Annotated in this window: 19 protein-coding genes; 15 read left to right on the top strand and 4 right to left on the bottom strand. The window is 70.7% G+C overall.

Annotation, left to right across the window (positions count from 1 at the left end):
• Window positions 1–10: 10 nt before the first annotated feature.
• On the bottom strand, window positions 11–778 hold the full coding sequence (locus ACFE76_RS12225; protein ID WP_375432033.1) for a maleylpyruvate isomerase family mycothiol-dependent enzyme: 768 nt from the start codon (window positions 776–778) through the stop codon (window positions 11–13).
• 73 nt (window positions 779–851) lie between these two features.
• On the opposite strand from ACFE76_RS12225, the gene uvrA reads away from it, so the two are divergent.
• From uvrA to ACFE76_RS12170, 11 genes are all read left to right on the top strand, one after another.
• Entirely contained in the window at window positions 852–3,866 is a 3,015-nt protein-coding gene (gene uvrA / locus ACFE76_RS12220; protein ID WP_375432082.1) for an excinuclease ABC subunit UvrA, read from the top strand.
• 105 nt (window positions 3,867–3,971) lie between these two features.
• Complete coding sequence (locus ACFE76_RS12215; RefSeq protein ID WP_375432032.1) at window positions 3,972–4,517, top strand: Rieske (2Fe-2S) protein; 546 nt, start codon at window positions 3,972–3,974, stop codon at window positions 4,515–4,517.
• A 484-nt stretch (window positions 4,518–5,001) separates the two neighbouring features.
• The gene (uvrC, locus tag ACFE76_RS12210; protein ID WP_375432031.1) at window positions 5,002–7,017 is read left to right on the top strand and encodes an excinuclease ABC subunit UvrC; all 2,016 of its coding nucleotides are present in this window, start codon (window positions 5,002–5,004) and stop codon (window positions 7,015–7,017) included.
• A gap of 26 nt (window positions 7,018–7,043) precedes the next feature.
• Window positions 7,044–7,973 carry an RNase adapter RapZ gene (gene rapZ / locus ACFE76_RS12205; protein WP_375432030.1) on the top strand — a complete coding sequence of 310 codons (930 nt, stop codon included), beginning with the start codon at window positions 7,044–7,046 and terminating at the stop codon, window positions 7,971–7,973.
• A gap of 11 nt (window positions 7,974–7,984) precedes the next feature.
• Window positions 7,985–8,935, top strand: coding sequence for a uridine diphosphate-N-acetylglucosamine-binding protein YvcK (gene yvcK / locus ACFE76_RS12200; protein ID WP_375432029.1), 951 nt, complete (start codon window positions 7,985–7,987; stop codon window positions 8,933–8,935).
• A gap of 149 nt (window positions 8,936–9,084) precedes the next feature.
• The gene (gene whiA, locus ACFE76_RS12195) at window positions 9,085–10,071 is read left to right on the top strand and encodes a DNA-binding protein WhiA (RefSeq protein ID WP_375432028.1); all 987 of its coding nucleotides are present in this window, start codon (window positions 9,085–9,087) and stop codon (window positions 10,069–10,071) included.
• Between the two features lie 174 nt (window positions 10,072–10,245).
• Entirely contained in the window at window positions 10,246–11,250 is a 1,005-nt protein-coding gene (gene gap / locus ACFE76_RS12190) for a type I glyceraldehyde-3-phosphate dehydrogenase (RefSeq protein WP_375432027.1), read from the top strand.
• Window positions 11,251–11,330: 80 nt separating this feature from the next.
• Complete coding sequence (locus tag ACFE76_RS12185) at window positions 11,331–12,530, top strand: phosphoglycerate kinase (protein WP_375432026.1); 1,200 nt, start codon at window positions 11,331–11,333, stop codon at window positions 12,528–12,530.
• Between the two features lies 1 nt (window position 12,531).
• Entirely contained in the window at window positions 12,532–13,320 is a 789-nt protein-coding gene (gene tpiA, locus ACFE76_RS12180; RefSeq protein ID WP_375432025.1) for a triose-phosphate isomerase, read from the top strand.
• 110 nt (window positions 13,321–13,430) lie between these two features.
• Window positions 13,431–13,676 carry a preprotein translocase subunit SecG gene (gene secG, locus ACFE76_RS12175; RefSeq protein ID WP_375432081.1) on the top strand — a complete coding sequence of 82 codons (246 nt, stop codon included), beginning with the start codon at window positions 13,431–13,433 and terminating at the stop codon, window positions 13,674–13,676.
• Window positions 13,677–13,766: 90 nt separating this feature from the next.
• Entirely contained in the window at window positions 13,767–14,123 is a 357-nt protein-coding gene (locus ACFE76_RS12170) for an RNA polymerase-binding protein RbpA (RefSeq protein WP_375432024.1), read from the top strand.
• A gap of 105 nt (window positions 14,124–14,228) precedes the next feature.
• Here ACFE76_RS12170 and pgl read toward each other — a convergent pair whose 3' ends face one another.
• The 3 genes from pgl to tkt form a co-directional block, all read right to left on the bottom strand.
• Entirely contained in the window at window positions 14,229–14,972 is a 744-nt protein-coding gene (pgl, locus tag ACFE76_RS12165) for a 6-phosphogluconolactonase (RefSeq protein ID WP_375432023.1), read from the bottom strand.
• 80 nt (window positions 14,973–15,052) lie between these two features.
• Window positions 15,053–16,213, bottom strand: a complete 1,161-nt coding sequence (tal, locus tag ACFE76_RS12160) for a transaldolase (RefSeq protein WP_375432022.1) — start codon at window positions 16,211–16,213, stop codon at window positions 15,053–15,055.
• Window positions 16,214–16,244: 31 nt separating this feature from the next.
• Window positions 16,245–18,440, bottom strand: a complete 2,196-nt coding sequence (gene tkt / locus ACFE76_RS12155; RefSeq protein WP_375432021.1) for a transketolase — start codon at window positions 18,438–18,440, stop codon at window positions 16,245–16,247.
• A 250-nt stretch (window positions 18,441–18,690) separates the two neighbouring features.
• Between tkt and ACFE76_RS12150 the strand changes: the two genes are divergently transcribed.
• The 4 genes from ACFE76_RS12150 to araA all read left to right on the top strand — a co-directional run bounded on the left by ACFE76_RS12150 (window position 18,691) and on the right by araA (window position 23,414).
• Window positions 18,691–19,653 carry a heme o synthase gene (locus ACFE76_RS12150; RefSeq protein ID WP_375432020.1) on the top strand — a complete coding sequence of 321 codons (963 nt, stop codon included), beginning with the start codon at window positions 18,691–18,693 and terminating at the stop codon, window positions 19,651–19,653.
• Window positions 19,654–19,743: 90 nt separating this feature from the next.
• Window positions 19,744–20,802, top strand: coding sequence for a LacI family DNA-binding transcriptional regulator (locus ACFE76_RS12145; RefSeq protein ID WP_375432019.1), 1,059 nt, complete (start codon window positions 19,744–19,746; stop codon window positions 20,800–20,802).
• 373 nt (window positions 20,803–21,175) lie between these two features.
• Window positions 21,176–21,853, top strand: a complete 678-nt coding sequence (locus ACFE76_RS12140; protein ID WP_375432018.1) for an L-ribulose-5-phosphate 4-epimerase — start codon at window positions 21,176–21,178, stop codon at window positions 21,851–21,853.
• A 58-nt stretch (window positions 21,854–21,911) separates the two neighbouring features.
• Complete coding sequence (gene araA / locus ACFE76_RS12135) at window positions 21,912–23,414, top strand: L-arabinose isomerase (RefSeq protein WP_375432017.1); 1,503 nt, start codon at window positions 21,912–21,914, stop codon at window positions 23,412–23,414.
• Window positions 23,415–23,488: the final 74 nt, after the last annotated feature.

Genomic DNA, 23,488 nt, shown 5'->3' with positions numbered 1-23,488 from the left:
AGCGGGTGGGTCAGAACGCCGGCAGCCGCAGGCCGTCGCCGCCGGTGAGCGCGGCGTCGTCGCTGCGTCCGGTCAGCCAGCCCAGCAGGTCGGCGCTGGGGCCGCGGACGGTCCGTGGCTCGCCGGAGCTGCCGACGGCGATCGTCGTGGTGTCGGAGACCAGCTCGAGCCGCGGGAACTCGTCGCGCTCGCGCAGCCGGAAGGCGCACCACTCCAGCAGCCAGTCAGCGGTCGCCGGTTCGACGTCGGACAGCTCGTAACCGGTGTCGAGGTCGACGTGGTGCAGCACCACCTCGAGCAGCCGGGCCAGCGGCAGCAGCCGGGCCCGCACCGCCAAGCCGCCGCGCAGGGTGACCACCGCGTCCCAGGAGCCGTGCTCGTCCAGCTCCTCGAACGCCCGGTCGAGCCGGCCGGCTGAGGTGTCGAGGTCGATCTGCAGCTCGAGGCCCGACCGGCCGGCGCCCTCGTCGATCTGCTCCTCGCGCTGCTCGGGGGAGTCGTACATGTCCTGCCGGATCCCCGTCCGGGCCCAGCCGGCGAGCCGGCCGAGCCCGTCCGCCTGTCGGGCGATGTGCGTCGCCAGGTGGCCGCGGCTCCAGCCGGGCAGCCGGCTCGGTCCACGCCAGTCCGGGTCGGCGACCGCGATGGTGTGGCCGAGCAGCCGGCTGGTCGCCTCGAGCAGCTCGGCCCGCAGGCTCGCGAGCTGGGCCTGCTGCCCAGCTGCCGCCGCCGGAGCGGCTTCCGACACGGCGTCAGGCAGGGTCTCGGCGTCGGGCACGGTCCCACCGTAGCGGTCGGGAGCTCACGTCTTCGAGAACTGTCACAGGCCCCACCTACGATGGTGCATCGTGATGGACCGTCTAATCGTCCGGGGTGCTCGCGAGCACAACCTGCGCAACATCTCCCTCGACCTCCCCCGCGACGCGTTGATCGTGTTCACCGGACTTTCGGGCTCCGGGAAGTCCAGCCTGGCCTTCGACACGATCTTCGCCGAGGGCCAGCGTCGCTACGTGGAGTCGCTGTCGGCGTACGCGCGCCAGTTCCTGGGCCAGATGGACAAGCCCGACGTCGACTTCATCGAGGGCCTCTCCCCGGCGGTCTCGATCGACCAGAAGTCGACCAGCCGCAACCCGCGCTCCACGGTCGGCACCATCACCGAGGTCTACGACTACCTGCGGCTGCTCTACGCGCGCGCCGGCCGGCCCCACTGCCCGGTCTGCGGCGAGCCGATCAGCCGTCAGTCGCCGCAGCAGATCGTCGACCGGCTGATGGCGCTGCCCGAAGGCACCCGCTTCCAGGTGCTCGCGCCGGTCGTCCGTGGCCGCAAGGGCGAGTACGTCGAGGTCTTCCGCCAGCTGGCCGGCGACGGCTTCAGCCGGGTGCGGGTCGACGGCGAGGTCGTCCAGCTGATCGAGCCGCCGGTGCTCGACAAGCAGAAGAAGCACTCGATCGACGTCATCGTCGACCGGCTCGCGGTCAAGCCCAGCTCCAAGCAGCGGGTGACCGACTCGGTCGAGACGGCCCTCGGCCTGGCCCAGGGCGTGGTGGCCGTCGACTTCGTCGACCTGGACGAGAAGGACCCGCTACGCGAGCGTCGGTACTCCGAGAAGATGGCCTGTCCCAATGACCACGACATCGCGATCGAGGAGCTGGAGCCGCGGCAGTTCTCCTTCAACGGCCCGTGGGGCGCCTGCCCCGAGTGCTCAGGGCTCGGCACCCGGATGGAGGTCGACCCCGACCTGGTCGTTCCCGACGACGAGCTGACCCTGGCCGAGGGCGCCATCGCCCCGTGGTCCTCCGCGCACGTGGCCGACTACTTCCTGCGGCTGATCGAGTCGCTCAGCGAGAGTGTCGGCTTCAGCACGAACGTGCCGTGGCACCGGCTGCCGGCGGCGGCGCAGAAGATCCTGCTGCACGGCGTGCCCAACCAGGTGCACGTGCGGTACAAGAACCGGTACGGTCGCGAGCGCTCGTACAACGCCAAGTACGAGGGCGTCATCTCCTACATCGAGCGTCGGCACGCCGAGGCCGAGACCGACACCTCCCGCGAGCGGTTCGCCGGGTACATGCGCGAGGTGCCGTGCACGACCTGCCACGGTGCCCGGCTCAAGCCGACCTCGCTGGCGGTGACCCTGGGCGGCAAGAACATCGCCGAGATCTCGTCGATGTCGATCGACGAGGCGGCGGCCTTCCTGCTGCAGCTCGAGCTCAGCGACCGCGAGCGGCAGATCGCCGAACGGGTGTTGAAGGAGATCAACGAGCGGCTGCGGTTCCTGCTCGACGTCGGCCTGGACTACCTGTCGCTCAGCCGACCCACCGGCAGCCTCTCCGGCGGGGAGGCGCAGCGGATCCGGCTGGCCACCCAGATCGGTTCCGGACTGGTCGGGGTGCTGTACGTCCTCGACGAGCCGAGCATCGGCCTGCACCAGCGCGACAACCGGCGGCTGATCGACACCCTGATCCGGCTGCGGGACATGGGCAACACCCTGATCGTGGTCGAGCACGACGAGGACACGATCAAGGTCGCCGACTGGGCCGTCGACATCGGCCCCGGCGCCGGCGAGCACGGCGGACACGTCGTGCACTCCGGCACCGTCCAGGAGCTGCTCGACCATCCCACCTCGCTGACGGGTGCCTACCTGTCCGGTCGCCGCGAGATCGCTCTGCCGGCGGTGCGTCGACCGCGAACCAAGGGCCGCGAGATCACCGTCCACCGCGCGGTCGAGCACAACCTGCGCGACGTCACCGTCTCCTTCCCGCTCGGCCAGCTGATCGCGGTCACCGGCGTCTCGGGCTCGGGCAAGTCGACGCTGGTCAACGACATCCTCTACACCGCGCTGGCCAAGCGGATCTACAACGCCCGCGACGTCCCGGGCCGGCACCGCTCCATCACCGGCGCCGACGAGGTCGACAAGATCATCCACGTCGACCAGTCCCCGATCGGCCGGACGCCCCGGTCCAACCCGGCGACATACACCGGCGTCTTCGACCACGTCCGGCGGCTGTTCTCCGAGACCCAGGAGGCCAAGGTCCGGGGCTACCAGCAGGGCCGGTTCTCGTTCAACGTCAAGGGCGGCCGCTGCGAGAACTGCACCGGCGACGGCACGATCAAGATCGAGATGAACTTCCTGCCGGACGTGTACGTCCCGTGCGAGGTCTGCCACGGCGCCCGGTACAACCGCGAGACCCTCGAGGTGCACTACAAGGGCAAGTCGATCTCCGAGGTGCTCGACATGAGCATCGAGGAGGGGCTCGAGTTCTTCGCGGCGCTGCCCTCGATCGCTCGGCACCTCAGCACCCTCGTCGACGTCGGGCTGGGTTACGTCCGGCTCGGTCAGCCGGCCACCACGCTGTCTGGTGGTGAGGCGCAGCGGGTCAAGCTGGCCAGCGAGCTGCAGAAGCGCTCGACCGGCCGCACCCTGTACGTGCTGGACGAGCCGACCACCGGTCTGCACTTCGAGGACATCCGGCGGCTGCTGCTGGTCCTCGGCAAGCTCGTTGACGCCGGCAACACCGTGGTGGTGATCGAGCACAACCTTGACGTGATCAAGACGGCCGACTGGCTGATCGACATGGGTCCTGCGGGTGGTTCGCGCGGCGGCACGGTGATCGCCGAGGGCACGCCCGAGAAGATCGCCGCCAGCCCGGAGTCCTTCACCGGGGAGTACCTGCGGCCGCTGCTCGAAGGTCGGGCCGTGCCGGTGGGCCAGGCCCAGCCGTCCCTGGTCCCGAGTCGGCCGCTCACGAAGAAGGCGCAGAAGGCCATCGCCGCGGAGGAGCGTGCCGCCAAGGCGGCGGCGAAGAAGGTCGCCGCCACCAAGGCCGTACCGCCCCGGAAAGCGGTCCCGGCACGCAAAGCCAGTTGAATCTTCGAGTTATGTCGAACGTTCGGGCTCGCCCGCTCGTCTCACCGGGTAACGGCTGACCCCAGCCGTCGCCCGAGCCAGGCCCATACCCGTCCCGGAGGTCCCATGTCCGACCACGCCAGCCCTGTCCGCTCCGACGCTTCCCCCTCCCGCCGCACCGTCCTCCGGACGGCTGGGGTCGTGGTCCTGGCCGGCGGGGGTGCCGCGCTCGCGGCCTGCTCGTCCGACGCCGGCACCCCCGCTCCGGTCGAGTCGGCCGCACCGGCCACCTCCGCTCCCGCCCCTTCCACCCCGGCGTCGTCGGCCCCGCCGTCCGCGACCAAGGCCTCCACCCCCAAGCCGAGCGCGCCCGCCGTACCGTCCGGTCCGAGCGTGGCCACTTCGGACGTGCCGGTGGGCGGCGGCGTCATCATGAAAGACGCCGACTACGTGGTCACCCAGCCCACCAAGGGCGACTTCAAGGCCTTCAGCAAGATCTGCACCCACAAGGGCTGCCCGGTCTCCGAGATCGCCGACGGCGCCATCATCTGCAAGTGCCACGGCAGCGCCTTCTCCATCAAGGACGGCTCGGTCACGAAGCCGCCGGCCAGCTCGCCGCTGAAGGAGTCGGCGGTCACCGTGGCGGGCGACAAGGTCGTGGTCCGCGCCTGACCCCAACGCGTCCCGAGCTTGTCGATGGCTCCGAGGGGGTACGGTCACGCTTGCTGTTGGGTGAGCGCAACCTCTTCGAGGCCTTCGACAGGCTCAGGGCGCGTGTGGCTGTGTCTGCATCCGCGGCTGAGCGCCCTCGTGTTCGTCCTCTTCCCTCCTGAGGCTGCAGGGAGCTCACCACGACCGCGTCGCCGTAGCGGTCACCGCGCTCCGGCGTCCCCGCCTCCCGAACATCGGGCAGTTCGTGCTCAACCAGCACGACGCCGACCCGAACGAGCAGGTGGAGGCCGGCGCCGTGGCCGTCTTCGCGTTCAGGCTTGCTGGGAACGCCGCGGCTGTCCAGGGTGATCTGGCGCGATCTCGTGGTGCGACCTGACCGTGGCTCAGCACGTAGTCGACGACACCGCCGACCTTTCTGGCCGGACCCCGCTGTCGGGCTCAGCGTCATCCGGCACTGTCAGTTGCGCCACCTACAGTGAGGTCCGTGGCTGTTCCCTCTGTCCGTCCTCCGTCACGGCATCCGCTGGCGTACCGGCCGGCGCCCGGGTCGATCCCCGAGCAGCCGGGGGTCTACCGCTTCTCCGACGCCGAGGGCCGGGTCATCTACGTCGGCAAGGCGAAGAGCCTGCGCTCGCGGCTCAACTCCTACTTCGCCGACCTGGGCTCGTTGCACAGCCGGACCCAGACGATGGTGCTGACCGCGACCAGGGTGGACTGGACGGTGGTCCAGACCGAGGTCGAGGCGCTGCAGCTGGAGTACTCCTGGATCAAGGAGTACGACCCCCGCTTCAACGTCAAGTACCGCGACGACAAGTCCTACCCCTGGATGGCCGTCACGCTGAGCGAGGAGTTCCCGCGGGTGACGGTCGGTCGCGGCCCCAAGCGCAAGGGCACCCGTTACTTCGGTCCCTACTCCCACGCGTGGGCCATCCGCGAGACCGTCGACCTGGTGCTGCGCGTCTTCCCGATGCGCTCCTGCCGCCCCGGGGTGTTCAAGAACCACCGCCAGCTGGGCCGGCCCTGCCTGCTCGGCTACATCGGCAAGTGCTCCGCCCCCTGCGTCGGCCGGGTGACCCCGGACGAGCACCGCGCGATCGTCGACGAGTTCTGCACCTTCATGGCCGGCCAGGCCGCGCCGATGATCAAGCGGCTCGAACGCGACATGCGCCGGGCCAGCGACGAGCTCGAGTTCGAGCGCGCGGCCCGGATCCGGGACGACATCGGCGCCCTGCAACGAGCGAGCGAGCAGAACGCGATCGTCTTCAAGGACGGGACCGACGCCGACGTGGTCGCGGTCGCGGAGGACCCGCTGGAGGTCGCCGTCCAGATCTTCCACGTCCGCGGCGGCCGGGTCCGCGGCGAGCGCGGCTGGGTGGCCGACCGGTTCGACGAGAGCGAGACCGGAGAGCTGATCGAGTCGTTCCTGCTGCAGCTCTACTCCGAGTCCGAGCCCAGCACGACCGACCGGGACGCGGTGCCGAAGGAGATCCTGGTGCCGGCGCTGCCGCCGTCGCTGGAGTCGCTGACCGAGCTGCTCAGCGAGCGACGCGGGTCGCACGTCGACATCCGGGTGCCGCAGCGTGGCGACAAGCGCACGTTGATGGAGACGGTCGCCCGCAACGCGCAACAGGCGCTGATCCGACACAAGACCACGCGCGCCGGTGACCTCTCCACCCGTAACCGCGCGCTGGAGGAGATCCAGGAGGCGCTGGAGCTGCCGTCGGTGCCGCTGCGGATGGAGTGCTACGACATCTCCAACCTCCAAGGCACCGAGGTGGTCGCGTCGATGGTCGTCTTCGAGGACGGGCTGCCGCGCAAGAGCGAGTACCGGCGTTTCGTCATCCGGGGCGTCGACGGCCAGAACGACGTGGCGGCTATGCACGAGGTGATCACCCGCCGCTTCCGCCGCCTGCTGGACGACCGCCTTGCGCTGGCCACCGCCGAGGCGGACGGCGGCAACGAGGGGCCGCTGCTGGTCGACCCGACCACCGGCGCGCCGCGACGGTTCGCGTACGCCCCCGCCCTGGTCGTGGTGGACGGCGGCCCGCCCCAGGTGGCGGCCGCGGCGCAGGCGCTGGACGAGCTGGGGATCGTCGACGTTGCGCTCTGCGGCCTGGCGAAGCGGCTGGAGGAGGTCTGGCTGCCCGACCTGGAGGAGCCGGTGATCCTGCCGCGGACCAGCGAGGGCCTGTACCTGCTGCAGCGGCTGCGCGACGAGGCGCACCGGTTCGCCATCACCCACCACCGCTCCCGCCGCAGCAAGTCGATGGTGGAGTCGCTGCTCGACCAGGTGCCGGGGCTGGGTGAGGTCCGCCGCAAGGCCTTGATGACCCACTTCGGCTCGCTCAAGAAGCTGCGCCAGGCGAGCGTGGGCGAGATCGCCGCGGTACCGGGCTTCGGGCCCAAGCTGGCCCAGTCGATCCTGGACGCCTTGGCCGCCGCACCTCAGGCCGAGGCCGTCAACACCGCGACCGGTGAGATCCTGACCGGCGCGGAGTGAGGATGCCGGTTGACGATAATGAGCCGGTGAGCACCGAGTCCGCCGGTTCCCAGGCGCCCCCCGATCCCGAGCCCGGGCCCGTTGTCGACGGTCCCGGCCCGGGGTCGCTGCGGTTGGTCGTCGTCACCGGTATGTCCGGGGCCGGGCGTTCCACCGCCGCCGACAACCTCGAGGACCTCGGCTGGTACGTGGTCGACAACCTGCCGCCGAACGTGCTGCCGGAGGTCTGCCGGCAAGCGCGGCAGAGCGGCATCACCCGGCTGGCCGTGGTGCTGGACGTGCGTACCCGCTCGTTCTTCGAGCAGCTCGCCACCATGTTCGCCGACCTCGGTCACGTCGGTACGCTGCCCGAGATCTTGTTCCTCGAGGCCTCCGACGACGTCATCGTCCGCCGCCAGGAGTCGGTCCGGCGGCCGCACCCGCTGCAGGGCGACGGCCGGCTGCTCGACGGGATCACCCGCGAACGCGAGCTGCTGGCCACCCTGCGGGCGGCGGCCGACCTGGTCATCGACACCTCGTCGCTGAACGTGCACCAGCTGGGCTCCCGGGTCCGGCACGCGTACGGCGGCGAGGGGCTCGACGAGCTGCGGGTGACGCTGCTGTCGTTCGGTTTCAAGAACGGCGTGCCGGTCGACGCCGACATGGTGGTGGACGTCCGGTTCCTGCCCAACCCGCACTGGGTTCCCGAGCTGCGACCGCAGACGGGCCTGAGCCGACCGGTCAGTGACTACGTGCTCGGTCAGGAGGGCGCGGAAGCGTTCCTCGAGCACCTGCGGGGCCTGCTCGAGGTGGTGGCCGGCGGCTACGTCCGCGAAGGCAAGCGGTTCGCCACCATCGCGATCGGCTGCACCGGCGGCAAGCACCGAAGCACGGCCATGGCCGAGGAGTTCGCCCGGCGGCTACGGGCCAGCGGCCGGCCGACCACCGTGCTGCACCGCGACCTGGGCCGGGAGTGAACGCGTCGGTCGTGGGGTCGCGGCCGCTTCGACCGGCGGTGGTCGCGTTCGGCGGGGGTCATGGCCTGTCGGCGTCGCTGAGCGCCCTGCGCCGGGTGACCGACCGGCTGACCGCGGTGGTCACGGTCGCCGACGACGGTGGCTCGTCCGGCCGGCTGCGCGCCGAGCTGAACTGCCTGCCGCCGGGCGACCTGCGGATGGCGCTGGCCGCGTTGTGCGACGACGACCAGTCCGGTCGGACCTGGGCGGACGTGCTGCAGTACCGGTTCGCCGGCTCGGGACCGCTGCGCGACCACGCGATCGGCAACCTCCTGATCGCCGGGCTCTGGGAGCGGCTGGGCGATCCCGTCGCCGGGCTCGACATGGTCGCGAAGCTGCTCGGAGCCAAGGGCCGGGTGCTGCCGATGGCCGCCGTCCCGCTCGAGATCGTGGCCGAGGTGATCGGTCTGGACCCGCGCCGTCCCGACGAGCCCGCCACCGTCCGCGGTCAGGCTGCCGTGGCCAAGACCAGCGCCGAGGTGCTGGCCGTGCACCTGGAGCCGGCGGACCCGCCGGCCTGTCCCGAGTCGATCGAGGTGGTGCTGGCCGCCGACTGGATCGTGCTCGGACCCGGCTCGTGGTTCACCTCGGTGATCCCGCACCTCCTCGTCCCCACGCTCGCGCACGCGATCGAGACCACGCCGGCGCGGCGGCTGCTCACCCTCAACCTCGAGCCGGCAGGGGAGACGGCCGGCTTCTCCCCGGCCAAGCACATCGAGCTGCTGGCCGAGCACGCGCCGCACCTGCGGCTCGACGTGGTGCTGGCCGACGCCCGGTTCGCCGGCGGCGACCCGCACCTGCCCGGCTGGGCCAAGTCGCTGGGCGCCGAGCTGGTGGTCGCCGACCTGGCCGCCCGCGACGGCTCGCCCCGGCACGACACCCTGCGGCTCGCCTCCGCGTACGCCGAGATCATGGACCGCTGAGCTCGAGAGTCAGGCCGAGCCAAAGACGTGGCGACATGGTGCCGCGTACTCGCGGCACGATGTCGCAACGTCTTTCTCGCCGAGGGTGCCGGCGCCCTGCCTCCCCGTCCGGTCGGGCGCCGACACGCCGGCGTGGCATCATTCCCCGCATGGCTATGACCGCGCAGGTGAAGGCGGAGCTGGCGACCATCAAGGTCACCAAGCCCTGCTGCCGCAAGTCCGAGGTCGCAGCGACGCTGAGGTTCGCCGGGGGGCTGCACCTGGTCAGCGGCCGGATCGTGATCGAGGCCGAGCTGGACACCGGGGCCGCCGCCCGCCGGCTGCGGACCGACATCAGCGAGGTCTTCGGGCACCCGAGCGAGCTTGTGGTCGTCAACGCGGCCGGTATCCGGCGCGGCACCCGCTACGTGGTCCGGGTGGTCAAGGACGGGGACGCCCTCGCCCGGCAGACCGGTCTGGTCGACTCTCGCGGCCGTCCCGTCCGCGGACTGCCGTCGCAGGTGGTCAGTGGTGGGCTCTGTGACTGCGCGGCTGCGTGGCGCGGGGCCTTCCTGGCGCATGGCTCGCTCACCGAGCCGGGCCGTTCGATGTCGCTGGAGGTCACCTGCCCCGGACCGGAGGCCGCGCTTGCCCTGGTCGGCGCCGCCCGCCGGCTCGGCATCGCCGCCAAGGCGCGCGAGGTCCGGATGGTCGACCGGGTCGTGATCCGCGACGGCGACGCCATCGCCGCCCTGCTGACCCACCTCGGTGCACACGAGTCGCTGATGGCGTGGGAGGAGCGGCGGATGCGGCGCGAGGTGCGCGCCTCGGCCAACCGGCTGGCCAACTTCGACGACGCCAACCTGCGCCGTTCCGCCCGCGCCGCCGTGGCGGCCGGAGCCCGGGTCGAGCGGGCGCTGGAGATCCTGGGCGACGACGTGCCTGACCACCTCAAGGCCGCCGGCATGCTGCGGGTGCAGAACAAGCAGGCCTCGCTCGAGGAGCTCGGCCAGCTGCACGACCCGCAGCTCACCAAGGACGCCGTCGCGGGTCGGATCCGGCGGTTGCTGGCGACCGCCGACAAGCGGGCCGTCGAGCTGGGCATCCCCTCGACCGAGGCCAACCTGAGCGCCGACATGCTCGAGGACGCCGACTGAGCCGAGCCCTCCGTCGGGTTCGAACGTCCGCTGCCTGGGTTACGGCCGCGTAACACCACTGGACCACTGGTATCAGACCAGTCGCCACCCGGTCGGTACGCGACCGACCGGAGTTCGTTAGGGTGGGGACGTCCCGATCGAGGGGCTCGTCGCACTCCAGAGGAGAACGCTTTCATGACCGTACGCGTGGGCATCAACGGCTTTGGCCGCATCGGCCGCAACTTCTTCCGGGCGGTGCAGGCTTCCGGCGCCGACATCGAGGTCGTGGCCTTCAACGACCTCGGCTCCGACGACACCCAGGCCCACCTGCTCAAGTACGACTCGATCCTGGGCCGCCTCGGCCAGCCCGTGTCGGTCGTCGAGGGCGGCATCCAGGTGGGCGACCACCTGATCAAGTCCTACGCCGAGCGCGACCCGGCCAACCTGCCCTGGGGCGAGATCGGCGCCGACATCGTCGTGGAGTCGACCGGGTTCTTCACCGACGGCACGAAGGCCAAGGCCCACCTCGACGGCGGCGCCAAGAAGGTCATCATCTCCGCGCCGGCCAAGAACGACGACTTCACCGTGGTGATGGGTGTCAACCACGAGGACTACGACCCGGCCGCGCACCACATCATCTCCAACGCCTCCTGCACCACGAACTGTCTGGCGCCGATGGCCAAGGTCCTGAACGACGAGTTCACCATCGTCAAGGGCCTGATGACCACGATCCACGCCTACACCCAGGACCAGAACCTGCAGGACGGCCCGCACGCCGACCTGCGTCGCGCCCGCGCTGCGGCCCTCAACATCGTGCCGACCTCCACCGGCGCGGCCAAGGCCATCGGCCTGGTGCTGCCCGAGCTCAAGGGCAAGCTGGACGGCTACGCGCTGCGGGTGCCCGTGCCCACCGGATCGGCCACCGACCTGACCTTCGAGGCCGGTCGCGAGACGACCGCCGCCGAGGTCAACGCCGCCATCAAGGCCGCAGCCGAGGGTCCGCTGAAGGGCTACCTGCTCTACACCGAGGACCCGATCGTCTCCAGCGACATCGTGACCGACCCGCACTCCTGCATCTTCGACTCGGGCCTGACCAAGGTCATCGGCAACCAGGTCAAGGTCGTGGGCTGGTACGACAACGAGTGGGGCTACTCCAACCGCCTCGTCGACCTCGTCGGCCTGGTCGGCAGCCACCTCTGACCCGCCCACCGCTCCCCGCGCCTGTCATCGGGTTCGGGGAGCGGTTGCGTGTCTGTCCGCCCCGCTAAGGAGATCTGCTCATGCACTCGGTGTCCGACCTCGGCGACCTGCGCGGCAAGCGCGTCCTGGTTCGCTGCGACCTCAACGTCCCGCTCGACGGCACGACGATCACCGACGACGGCCGGATCCGCGCCTCGGTGCCGACGCTGACCTCGCTGCGGGACGCGGGCGCCAAGGTCGTCGTGCTCGCGCACCTCGGCCGGCCCAAGGGTGAGGTGAACCCCACGTACTCCCTCGCCCCCGCCGCGGCCCGGCTGAGCGAGCTGCTCGGCAGTCCGGTCACCCTGGCCACCGACGTGGTCGGGGAGTCGGCGCAGGCCACGGTCTCGGCCCTGGCTGACGGCGAGGTCGCGATGCTGGAGAACGTCCGCTACGAGCCGGGGGAGGAGTCCAAGGACGAGGCGGTCCGCGGCGAGCTCGCCGACCGCTACGCCGCGCTCGGCGACGCGTTCGTCTCTGACGGCTTCGGCGTCGTGCACCGCAAGCAGGCGTCGGTCTACGACCTGGCCGCTCGGCTGCCGAACGCGGCCGGTGGTCTGGTGCTGGCTGAGGTCGAGGTACTGAAGCGGCTGACCGAGGAGCCGCAGCGTCCGTACGTGGTGGTCCTGGGCGGCGCTAAGGTCTCCGACAAGCTGGCCGTGATCGCCAACCTGCTGCAGACCGCGGACACCCTCGTCGTCGGCGGCGGGATGGTCTTCACCTTCCTAGCCGCCCAGGGCTACGAGGTCGGCCGCTCCCTGCTCGAGGCCGACCAGATCGAGGCCGTCCGCGGCTACCTCGACGTCGCCGCGTCGACCGGCAAGCAGATCGTGCTGCCGTCCGACATCGTGGTGGCGCCGGCGTTCCAGGCCGACTCGACCCCGACCGTCGTGTCGGCGGACGCGATGCCGGCCGACCAGATCGGGCTCGACATCGGACCGGAGTCGGCTCGCGTGTTCGCGGCGGTGATCGCCTCGGCCAAGACGGTGTTCTGGAACGGCCCGATGGGGGTGGCCGAGTGGGAGAGCTTCGCCGGCGGCACCCGTGCGGTGGCCCAAGGGCTCACCGAGGTCGACGGGCTGTCCGTGGTCGGCGGCGGGGACTCCGCTGCGGCGGTCCGCGACCTCGGCTTCGCCGACGACGCGTTCGGCCACATCTCGACCGGTGGCGGCGCCAGCCTGGAATACCTGGAGGGCAAGACCCTGCCCGGCCTGGCCGTGCTCGAGACGGAAGGGGCCTGACATGGCTCGCCTGCCCCTGATGGTCGGCAACTGGAAGATGAACCTCAACCACGTCGAGGCCGTCGGTCTGGTGCAAAAGCTGACGTGGACGCTGGACGACAAGAAGCACGACCCCAAGCGGTCCGAGGTCGTCGTGCTGCCGCCGTTCACCGACCTGCGCACCGTGCAGACCCTGGTCGAGGGCGACCGACTGACGCTGGGGTACGGCGCCCAGGACGTCTCCGCACACAAGAGCGGCGCCTTCACCGGGGAGGTCTCGGTGGAGATGTTGGCCAAGCTCCACTGCAGCTACGTCCTGGTGGGCCACTCGGAGCGTCGGAAGTTTCACGCCGAGAGCGACGACGTGGTCAACCAGAAAGCCCAGCGAGCGATCAACGGCGGGGTCACCCCGATCATCTGCGTCGGCGAGAACCTCGAGGTCCGCGAGGCGCGGCACCACGTGGCGTTCTGCCTGGGCCAGATCAACACCGCCGTGACCGACCTGACGAACGAGCAGATCGCCTCCCTGGTGATCGCGTACGAGCCCGTCTGGGCCATCGGCACCGGGGCAGTGGCGACGCCGGACGACGCGCAGGAGGTCTGCGCGGCCATCCGCAGGCTGGTCGGAGCCCGCTTCACCGCCGCAGCCGCCGACCAGATCCGCGTCCTCTACGGCGGCTCGGTCAAGGCCGACAACATCGCGGCCATCATGGCCCAGCCCGACATCGACGGCTGCCTCGTCGGTGGGGCCAGCCTGCAGGTCGACGAGTTCGCCGCGATCGCGCGCTTCTACGACCTGCCCGTCCTCTGACGTCGCTCCCTGAGCTTCGCGGCTTCGCTCGCTGGGCCTGTCGAACGGTCTCAGCGGTGCGCATGTCGTCGGCTGTGAGTTAGGCTTTGCACGTGTTTTTCGTGCCCATGATGACGACGCCGATCTTGATCTTCTCGATCGTCCTCGTGCTGACCAGCGTCGTGCTGGCCCTTTTCGTGCTCATGCACAAGGGTCGCGGCGGCGGCCTGTCCGACCTCTTCGGTGGCGGTATCTCGTCCTCGATGGGCGGCTCCTCGGTGGCCGAACGCAACCTCGACCGGCTCACGATCATCATCGGCGTGGTCTGGCTGGCGGCCATCGTGGCCCTCGGCCTGCTCTACAAGATCAGCGGCTGACCTCAGGAACGCAAGACGCCGGGGGCCGGGCGAGAACGGCGGCCCCGTTCGACAACGGTTGACCGGTAAGACACTCGAGGGGGAACGAACGTGGCTGGTGGCAGTGCGATCCGTGGCAGCCGAGTCGGCGCTGGACCGATGGGAGAGGCTGAACGCGGTGACGCCGCACCACGGCTCTTCGTCTCCTACTTCTGCTCCCACGGCCACGAGACCCGCCCCGCCTTCGCGGCTGAGGCGACCGTCCCGGAGAGCTGGGACTGCCCGCGCTGCGGTCTGCCGGCCAACCTCGACTCGGCCAACCCGCCCCCGCCGCCGAAGATCGAGCCGTACAAGACCCACCTCGCCTACGTGAAGGAACGGCGTAGCGAGACCGAGGCCGCCGACATCCTCAGCGAAGCGTTGCAGACCCTGCGCGACCGCCGCGCCCGCGGCGACGTCATCTACTGACCTCCACGCGTCCCGAGCTTGTCGAGGGCCTCGAAGAGGTTGCGCTTTCTCCTGCTGACGTCAGCGCAACCCCTTCGGGGCCTTCGACAAGCTCAGGGCGCGTTCCTACGGGCCGGTGGGCAGCAGCGAGGCGGCGGCGGCGTCGATCAGCCAGACCGTACGGGTGACGCCGTGCGCCAAGGCGCCCGGCACGGGCTCGGGACCGGCGCCAGAGAGCGCCTTCGCAGCGGCTTCGGCCTTGTCTTCGCCGCTGACCAGGAACCACACCTCGGCTGAGCGGTTGATCACGGCGAGGGTCAGGCTGATCCGGTCCGGCGGCGGCTTCGGTGAGTTGCGGACGGCGATCACGTCTCCCGTGGCGGTCGAGGACGGGTGCTCGGGGAAGAGCGACGCGATGTGGCCGTCCGGCCCCAGCCCGAGCAGGCAGACGTCGAAGGTGGTCGGGCCCAGCTCGGACGCGTAGGCCTCGGCCGCCGCGTCGAGATCGACGAGCTCCCCGTCGCTGGCCGGCATCTCGTGGATCCGCTCGGCGGGCAGGCTGAGCGGCCCCCGTAGCAGCTCCAGGGTGGCCCCGGCGTTGCGGTCGTCGTCGTCGGCGGCGACGAATCGCTCGTCGCCCCACCACAGGTCGACCCGCGACCAGTCGACGTCCGACCCCGGCCCATCGGCGGCCAGCCGGCCGTACGCCCGGGTGGCGATCCGGCCGCCGGTCAGGCAGAGCTGAGGGGTCCCGCCGTCGACCTGCAGCTCGGTGAGCCGGGAGATCAGGCGGGCGGCGAGGGCTTCGGCCACCTCACCCGCGTCGGCGAACTGGACGATCTCGGGCACGGGAAGGTGACTGACGGTCATCGGGGACCCTTTCGGTGGACGGAACGGCAGCGGGCCGCCACCGGGCGCTGACACCCGGGTGGCGGCCCGCTTCCAGCTGACTAGACGGAGTCGTGGGTGACGTCCGGGTCGGCAGACTCGCCCGGGTCCTTACCGGTCGTGGCGTCCTCGAGAGCGGTCTTGACCGTCTCGACCAGCTCGGCCCATGAGGCGTCGAACTTCTGCACGCCCTCGCGCTCGAGCACGTCCACCACGTCGTCGAAGTCGATCCCCACCGCAGCCAGCTCGTCCAAGACCTGCTGCGCCTCGGCCTCGGTACCGGTCACCCGGTCACCCTGGACCTCGCCGTGATCGGCGAAGGCCTGCAAGGTCTTCTCCGGCATGGTGTTGACGGTGTTGGCCACGACGAGCTCGGACACGTACAGGGTGTCGGGCAGATTCGGGTCCTTGACCCCGGTCGAGGCCCACAGCGGCCGCTGTCGGTTGGCCCCCTTGGCCTCGAGGGCGGCGAACCGCTCGGAGCTGAACTCCTCCTCGAACAACGCGTACGCCAGCCGGGCGTTGGCGAGGGCGGCCTTGCTCTTGAGCGCGGTCGCGTCGTCGGTGCCGATCGCGTCGAGACGCTTGTCGACCTCACTGTCCACCCGGGAGACGAAGAAGGACGCCACCGAGTGGATCGTGCTGAGGTCGTGCCCGTTGGCCGCCGCCTGCTCGAGCCCACTCAGGTAGGCGTCGATGACGCCGCGATAGCGCTCGAGGGCAAAGATCAGCGTCACGTTCACGCTGATCCCTTCGGCGATCGAGGCGGTGATCGCCGGCAGGCCGGGCTTGGTCGCCGGGATCTTGATCAGCACGTTCGGCCGGTCGACGATCTTGAACAGGTCGGCCGCTTCGGCCGACGTGCCGGCAGTGTCCATGGCCAGACCCGGCTCGACCTCGATCGAGACCCGGCCGTCGTAGCCGCCGGTGGAGGTGTAGAGGCCCGAGAACAGGTCGCAGGCGTTGCGGACGTCGTCGGTCGTGATGGCCTTGATGGCGTCTTCGACGCTCGCGTCGATCGCCGCCAGCTCGCGGACCTGCTCGTCGTACTGCTCGCCCTTGGCCAGCGCGGACGCGAAGATCGTCGGGTTGGTGGTCACGCCGACCACCGACGAGTCGTCGATGAGCTGTTGCAGGTTGCCGGTCTTGATCCGCTCGCGCGACAGGTCGTCGAGCCAGATGGAGACGCCCGCTTCGGACAGTTCTTTCAGGTGGTCACTCATGGGACTTCTTCCTGGAAGGAGGGGTGGATGGTCAGCTGATCGTGGCGCCGGCGTCGGGCTCCTGGTCGCCGGTCGTCTTGGGTCCGCTCGCGGCGGTGTGGGTGGGCGCAGCGTCGGAGCCCACGGCTTCGATGCTCTCCTTCGCGGCGGCCACGACGGTGGCCGGGGTGAAGCCGAACTCCTCGAAGAGCTTGGCCCCAGCGGCACTGGCGCCGTAGTGGTTGATGCTGATGATCCGGCCGGCGTCACCGACGATGTCGCGCCAGCCGAGGCTCACCCCGGCCTCGACGCTGACCCGGGCCTTGACGGTCGGCGGGATGACCGAGTCGCGGTAGGCCTGGTCCTGCTCGTCGAACCACTCGCGACAGGGCATCGAGACCACCCGGGCGTGGACGCCTTCGCCGGCCAGCTCGTCGGCCGCAGCCACGGCGAGCTGGACCTCCGAGCCGGTGCCGACCAGGATGACGTCAGGCTCGCCGTCGCTGTCGCGCAGCACGTAGCCGCCCTTGGCCACGTTCGAGGTGTCGGCGTAGCCGTCCGTGCCGCGCGGCACGATCGGCAGGTTCTGCCGGCTGAGGATGAGCCCGGCCGGTCGGTCACCGTTCTTGAGGATCGCTGCCCAGGCCGCCGCCGTCTCGTTCGCGTCGGACGGTCGGACCACGTCCAGGCCCGGGATGGCCCGCAGGGCGGCGACGTGCTCGATCGGCTGGTGGGTGGGGCCGTCCTCGCCCAGACCGATCGAGTCGTGGGTCCAGACGTACGTGACGGGCACCCGCATCAGCGCGGACAACCGGACCGCCCCGCGCATGTAGTCGCTGAAGGTGAGGAAGGTGCCCCCGTAGGGGCGGGTGCCGCCGTGCACCTTGATGCCGTTCATGATCGCGCCCATCGCGTGCTCACGGATGCCGAAGTGCAGGGTGCGCCCGTACGGGCCGCCCGAGAACGCCTTCGTCTGGCGGTCGGTGGGCAGGAAGCTCGGCTCGCCCGCCATCGTCGTGTTGTTGGACTCGGCGAGGTCGGCCGAACCGCCCCACAGCTCGGGCATCTTCGACGCCAGGGCGCTCAGTACCTTGCCCGAGGCGGCCCGGGTCGCGATGCCCTTGGGGTCGGCCTCCCAGGTGGGCAGCGCCTCTTCCCAACCCGGGCTCAGCTCGTCGGCCACGAAACGGTCGTAGAGCGTCTTGCCGTCGGGGTTGGCCGCGGCCCAGGTGTCGAACGCACCCTGCCACTCGGCCTGCGCGGCGGCGCCCCGGTCCAACAGGGACCGGGTGTGGCCGATGACCTCCTCCGACACCTCGAAGGTCTGCTCCGGGTCGAAGCCCAGGATCTCCTTGGTGGCCTTGACCTCGGCGTCGCCAAGCGCTGAGCCGTGGGCCTTGCCGCTGCCCTGCAGGTTGGGGGCGGGCCACCCGATGATCGTCCGGAGGCTGATGAAGCTCGGTCGGTCGGTGACCTCGCGGGCCGCGGTCAGCGCGTCGTTCAGCGCCGCGACGTTCTCCTCGTACGTGGTCTCGCCGTTGGTCCAGTCGATGCTCTGGACGTGCCACCCGTACGCCTCGTAGCGCGCGGCGGTGTCCTCGGTCAGGGCGATGTTGGTGTCGTCCTCGATCGAGATGTGGTTGTGGTCGTAGATGACGGTCAGGTTGCCCAGCCGCTGGGTGCCGGCCAGGGACGACGCTTCGGAGGTGATGCCCTCCTCGATGTCGCCGTCGGAGGCCAGGCAGAAGATCTGGTGGTCGAACGGGGAGCTGCCGGGCGCGGCGTCGGGGTCGAGCAGACCGCGCTCGCGGCGGGCGGCCATGGCCATCCCGACGGCGTTGGCGATGCCCTGGCCCAGCGGGCCGGTCGTGATCTCGACGCCTTTGGTGTGGCCGTACTCGGGATGGCCCGGCGTCGCCGAGTTCCAGGTGCGCAGGGCCTTCAGGTCGTCGAGCTCGAGGCCCCAGCCGCCGAGGTAGAGCTGGATGTACAGCGTGATGCTGGAGTGGCCGCAGGACAGCACGAAACGGTCCCGGCCCGGCCAGTGCGGTTCGGCCGGGTTGTGCCGCATCACCTTCTGAAAGAGGAGGTAGGCCACCGGGGCGAGGCTCATCGCCGTCCCGGGATGCCCGTTGCCGACCTTCTGGACGGCGTCGGCGGCGAGCAGGCGGACGGTGTCGACGGCACGGCTGTCGAGGTCGGTCCAGCCTTCGGGTACGACGGCGGTGGATGCTGAGGTGTCGGTCACAGGCGGAGGTTCCCTTCCGAGAGCGCAGGCAGCCCATGGTGAGCCACGAACACGCCGAGCCTATCGGGGACGGTTCTGGCGGGGAACGCGGTGTCGGCCCGCGCCCTCGGCGGGTGGGGTGGTTTTCCGCAGGTCGCGTCATAGACTCGGCGGCGGTGCTCTCCCGACGACGGGTTGGAGCGTCCGGCGGACCTTGGTCCGTGAGTCAGCGGTCAACGGTGGATGAAGAGGGCGAGTGGCGAGTATCGACGTGTCGGGGCGGCCTGCCGCCGGGGATCGGGCACCGATCGACGTCGACCGGCAACCCGCCGGCGATGCCGCACGGGCGAGCCTCACAGACGTCCTCGGCGCCTACGTCGGCCTGACCAAGCCACGGATCATCGAGCTGCTGCTGGTCACCACCGTGCCCGCGATGTTCCTGGCCGCTGGCGGCGTGCCCTCGCTGCGGCTGGTCCTGGCCACGATGGTCGGCGGCTGTCTCGCTGCGGCCAGTGCGAACGTCTTCAACTGTGTGCTCGACCGCGACATCGACGAGCGGATGCGCCGGACCCGACGTCGGCCGCTGCCCCGGCACGCGGTCGGACCGCTCGCCGCCACCCTCTTCGGGGCCGTGCTCGGGATCGCCGCCACGCTGGCGCTCGGCCTCTGGGTCAACTGGCTCTCGGCCGGGCTGGCGCTGGCGGCCAACGCCTTCTACATCGGCGTCTACACGCTCTGGCTCAAGCGCCGGACCGCTCAGAACATCGTCTGGGGCGGGATCGCCGGCTGCTTCCCGCCGCTGATCGGCTGGACCGCGGTCACCGGCCACCTCGCCTGGGCGCCGTTCGTGCTCTTCGCCATCGTCTTCTTCTGGACCCCGCCGCACACCTGGGCGCTGGCCTTCCGCTACCGCGAGGACTACGCGGCCGCCGAGGTGCCGATGCTGCCCGTGGTGATGGCGGCCCCGGCCGTCGCCGCCCGGATCATGATCTACTCCGTGGTCACCGTCGCGGTGTCGCTGGCGCTGTGGCCGGTGGCCGGGACCGGCTGGCTCTACCCGACCGTCGCTGCGCTCACCGGGGCGGCGCTGCTCTGGGAGTCGTTCCAGCTCCTGGTCCGGGCCCGCCGCGGGCTGACCGACGCGGCCCTCAAGCCGATGCGGCTCTTCCACTGGACCAACTCCTACCTGGCGCTGGTCTTCGTGGCCGCCGCGGTCGACCCCCTCCTCCGCTGACCTCTCGAACCGGAGCTGTCAGACGCTCACGGTGCTCCAGCCCCGTCAGGCTCTGACAAGTCCGAGATTGCCGTGGATAGAGTGCGCCGCATGGCGCGGGCCCCGGGGATGCAGGACGTCGCCCGGCTCGCGGGCGTCTCGCACCAGACCGTCTCGCGGGTGCTCAACGACCATCCGAGCGTCCGCGCCGAGACCCGGGCCAAGGTGCAGGCGGCGATCGGCAGCCTCGGCTACCGGCGGAACTCCGCCGCCCGCGCCCTGGCCACCAACCGCAGCGGCACGATCGGGCTGCTGGCCACCACGTCCAACCTCGGCGGTCCGGTCTCCACCCTGGTCGCCGTCGCGGAGGCCTCCCGGGCGGCCGGCCTCTACGTCAGCGTGGTCAGCCTCGGCCTGTACGACCCGGCATCGGTGCATGCGGCCCTCGACCACTTCCTCGACCAGGGGGTCGAGGGCATCATCGCCATCGCGCCGGTGGACGCCGCCGTGCGGGCGGCTGCCTCGGTGGCGCTCGACCTGCCGATGGTGATCATGGCGCCACCCTTGCCGACCAACCGTGGGGTGCACGTCGCTGTCGACCAGCGCCAAGGCGCGCGGATCGCCGTCCGGCACCTCGTCGAACAGGGGCATCGCACGATCGCGCACCTCGCCGGTCCGCCGGAGTGGCTGGACGCCGGCGAGCGGCTGGCCGGGTGGCGATCGGAGCTGGAGAGCCACGGACTGGACGCACCCGGCCCGCTGGCCGGGGACTGGACGGCAGCGAGCGGATACGCCGCGGCCACCCGGCTGCCCGACGAGGTCACCGCCGTGTTCGCCGCCAACGACCTGATGGCCCTGGGGCTGATCCGGGGGCTGACCGAGTGCGGCCGGCGGGTGCCGGAGGACGTCTCGGTGGTCGGCTTCGACGACATCGACGCGGCTGGGTACGTCCGGCCGCCGCTCACCACCGTGCGCCAGGACTTCGGCGCGCTCGGCCGGGCGGCGGTCGAGCTGCTACTGCGTCGGTTGGCGGGGGAGGACCCGCCCCCGGCGACACTGATCGAGCCCGAGCTGGTCGTCCGGGCCAGCGCCGCGAGCCCCGGTCAGTCCTCGGACCCAGGCCGCTCGACGATCTCCCGGGCGGCCGACGGATCAGCCACCACCAGGTGAAGCCGCCGCGGCTGTCGAACGGCCCGTCCGGCGCCTCGATCAGCCACTCGACGGCGACGGGGCCGGACTCGGCGGCGGGGATCAAGGTGGCCAGACCCGACCTTGGCTGCTCCCAGTCACGCCGCGTGACGCGACGGCGTGGCTGCCGCTCGAACCACGCCGTCGGCAGGGCGGGGATGCTGCTGAACCAGTCGATGATTGTCACCGGCCCTCGTGATGGGCTGTGCCGCTGGGGTCCGATCACATGGTGTGTTGAGAAACCCCTCGACTACGAGGGGTTTCTCAACACAAGTTTCACGGCGGGCGCCCGCACCTTGACCCTCAAGTTTTGTGAACGCTAACATCCACGGGTGTCGAAAGCGATGGAGCAGGCATGACCATCTCGGCCGCGGTTGCCGCAGCGGTGGCTGACGTCCGCCGCGAGGTGGCGTTGCTGCACGCCGAGCTGCCGCGCAACGGACTGGTCGCCTGGACGGCCGGCAACGTCTCGGCGCGCGTCCCCGGCGCGGACCTGTTGGTGATCAAGCCGTCCGGGGTCTCCTACGACGAGCTGACGCCCGAGAACATGGTGGTCTGCGACCTGGAGGGCCGGCTGGTCGAGGGGGAGCACGCCCCGTCGTCCGACACCGCCGCGCACGCGTACGTCTACGCCCACCTGCCCGAGGTCAACGGCGTCGTGCACACCCACTCGACCTACGCCACGGCCTGGGCGTCGCGCGGCGAGCCGATTCCGTGCGTGCTGACCATGATGGCTGATGAGTTCGGCGGCGAGATCCCGATCGGCCCGTTCGCGCTGATCGGCGACGACTCGATCGGCCACGGGCTGGTCGCCACCTTGCGCGCGCACCGCTCCCGGGCCGTGCTGATGCAGAACCACGGCCCGTTCACCGTCGGCGCCAGCGCAAAGGCCGCGGTCAAGGCCGCCGTCCTCTGCGAGGAGGTGGCGCGGACCGTGCACATCGCCCGCCAGCTCGGCGAGCCGCTGCCGATCCCGCACGCCGACGTCGACCGGCTGTACGACCGCTACCAGAACGCCTACGGCCAGCGCTGATGATCTTGCTCGCTCTTCAGTTGATCTTGCTCCCGCACCACGATCGAAAGAGTTGATCATGACCCCCACCTCGCGCCGGGTCTGGTTCCTGACCGGCAGCCAGGGCCTCTACGGCCCCGAGACCGTCGCCCAGGTCGAGCAGCAGTCGCAAGAGATCGTCCGCCAGCTGAACGCCTTCGGTGCGTTGCCGCTCGAGGTCGAGTGGCGGCCCGTGCTGACCGACTCCGGGTCGATCCACGCCGCCGTGCTCGAGGCCAACGCCGACGCCGGTGTGGTCGGGGTGATGGCGTGGATGCACACCTTCTCGCCGGCCAAGATGTGGATCACGGGCATGGACGCGCTGCGGACGCCGTTCCTGCACCTGCACACCCAAGCGAACGTGTCGTTGCCGTGGTCCGAGATCGACATGGACTTCATGAACCTCAACCAGGCCGCGCACGGCGACCGCGAGTTCGGCTACCTCCAGACCCGGCTCGGGGTGGCCCGCAAGACCGTCGTCGGCCACGTGTCGGACCCGACCGTGCTGGCCCGGGTCGCGGCCTGGCAGCGCGCGGCCGTCGGCGCGGCCGCCGTCCGCTCCCTCAAGCTCGCCCGGTTCGGCGACAACATGCGCGACGTCGCCGTCACCGAGGGCGACAAGGTCGAGGCCCAGCTGCGGTTCGGCGCCTCGGTCAACACCTACGGCGTCAACGACCTGGTCGAGGCGGTGGACGGCGCGAGCGACGCCGACGTCGACGCGCTGGTCGCCGACTACGCCGACCTGTACGAGATCGCACCTGAGCTGGCCCCGGGCGGCGCACGGCAGGAGTCGTTGCGCTACGGCGCCCGGATCGAGGCTGGCCTGCGCTCCTGCCTCACCGCCGGCGGCTTCGGCGCGTTCACCACCAACTTCGAGGACCTGGGCGGGCTGCGCCAGCTGCCCGGACTCGCCGTCCAACGGCTGATGGCCGAGGGCTACGGCTTCGGCGGCGAGGGTGACTGGAAGACCTCGGTGATGCTGCACACCATCAAGGCGATGGGCGCAGGGTTGCCGCAGGGCACCTCCTTCATGGAGGACTACACCTACCACCTCGGGCCGGGCACACCGAAGATCCTCGGCGCGCACATGCTCGAGGTCTGTCCCACCATCGCGTCCGGCCGGCCACGCGTCGAGATCCATCCGTTGGGCATCGGGGGCCGCGAGGACCCCGTCCGCCTGGTCTTCGACGCAGCGACCGGACCGGCCGCGGTGGTCGGCATCTGCGACCTGGGCGACCGGTTCCGGCTGGTACTGAACGAGGTCGACGTCGTCGAGCCCGACCAGCCGCTGCCCAACCTGCCGGTCGCTCGCGCGGTCTGGGAGCCGAAGCCCAGCCTGGCCGGCTCCGCCGAGGCGTGGCTGATGGCGGGTGGCCCGCACCACACGGTGCTGTCCCAGTCGGTCGACACCGAGGAGCTCACCGACTTCGCCCGCATCATCGGGGTCGAGCTGCTGGTCATCGACGGCGCGACCAACCAACGCAACTTCGGCAACGAGATCCGTTGGAACCAAGCCGCCTACCGCCTCGGCCTGGGCTTTTAGGAGGGTGGTGTCAAACGCCGACCTACTGCGCGGCACCCGGGCACGCACCGGGCTTCGTTGCCGTCGTCGCGGAG

It is taken from the genome of uncultured Friedmanniella sp. (genome assembly GCF_964244005.1).
Classification (GTDB): domain Bacteria; phylum Actinomycetota; class Actinomycetes; order Propionibacteriales; family Propionibacteriaceae; genus Microlunatus.
Note: the sequence above shows the minus strand (reverse complement) of the source record. Positions and strands in the feature narration are given on the sequence as shown.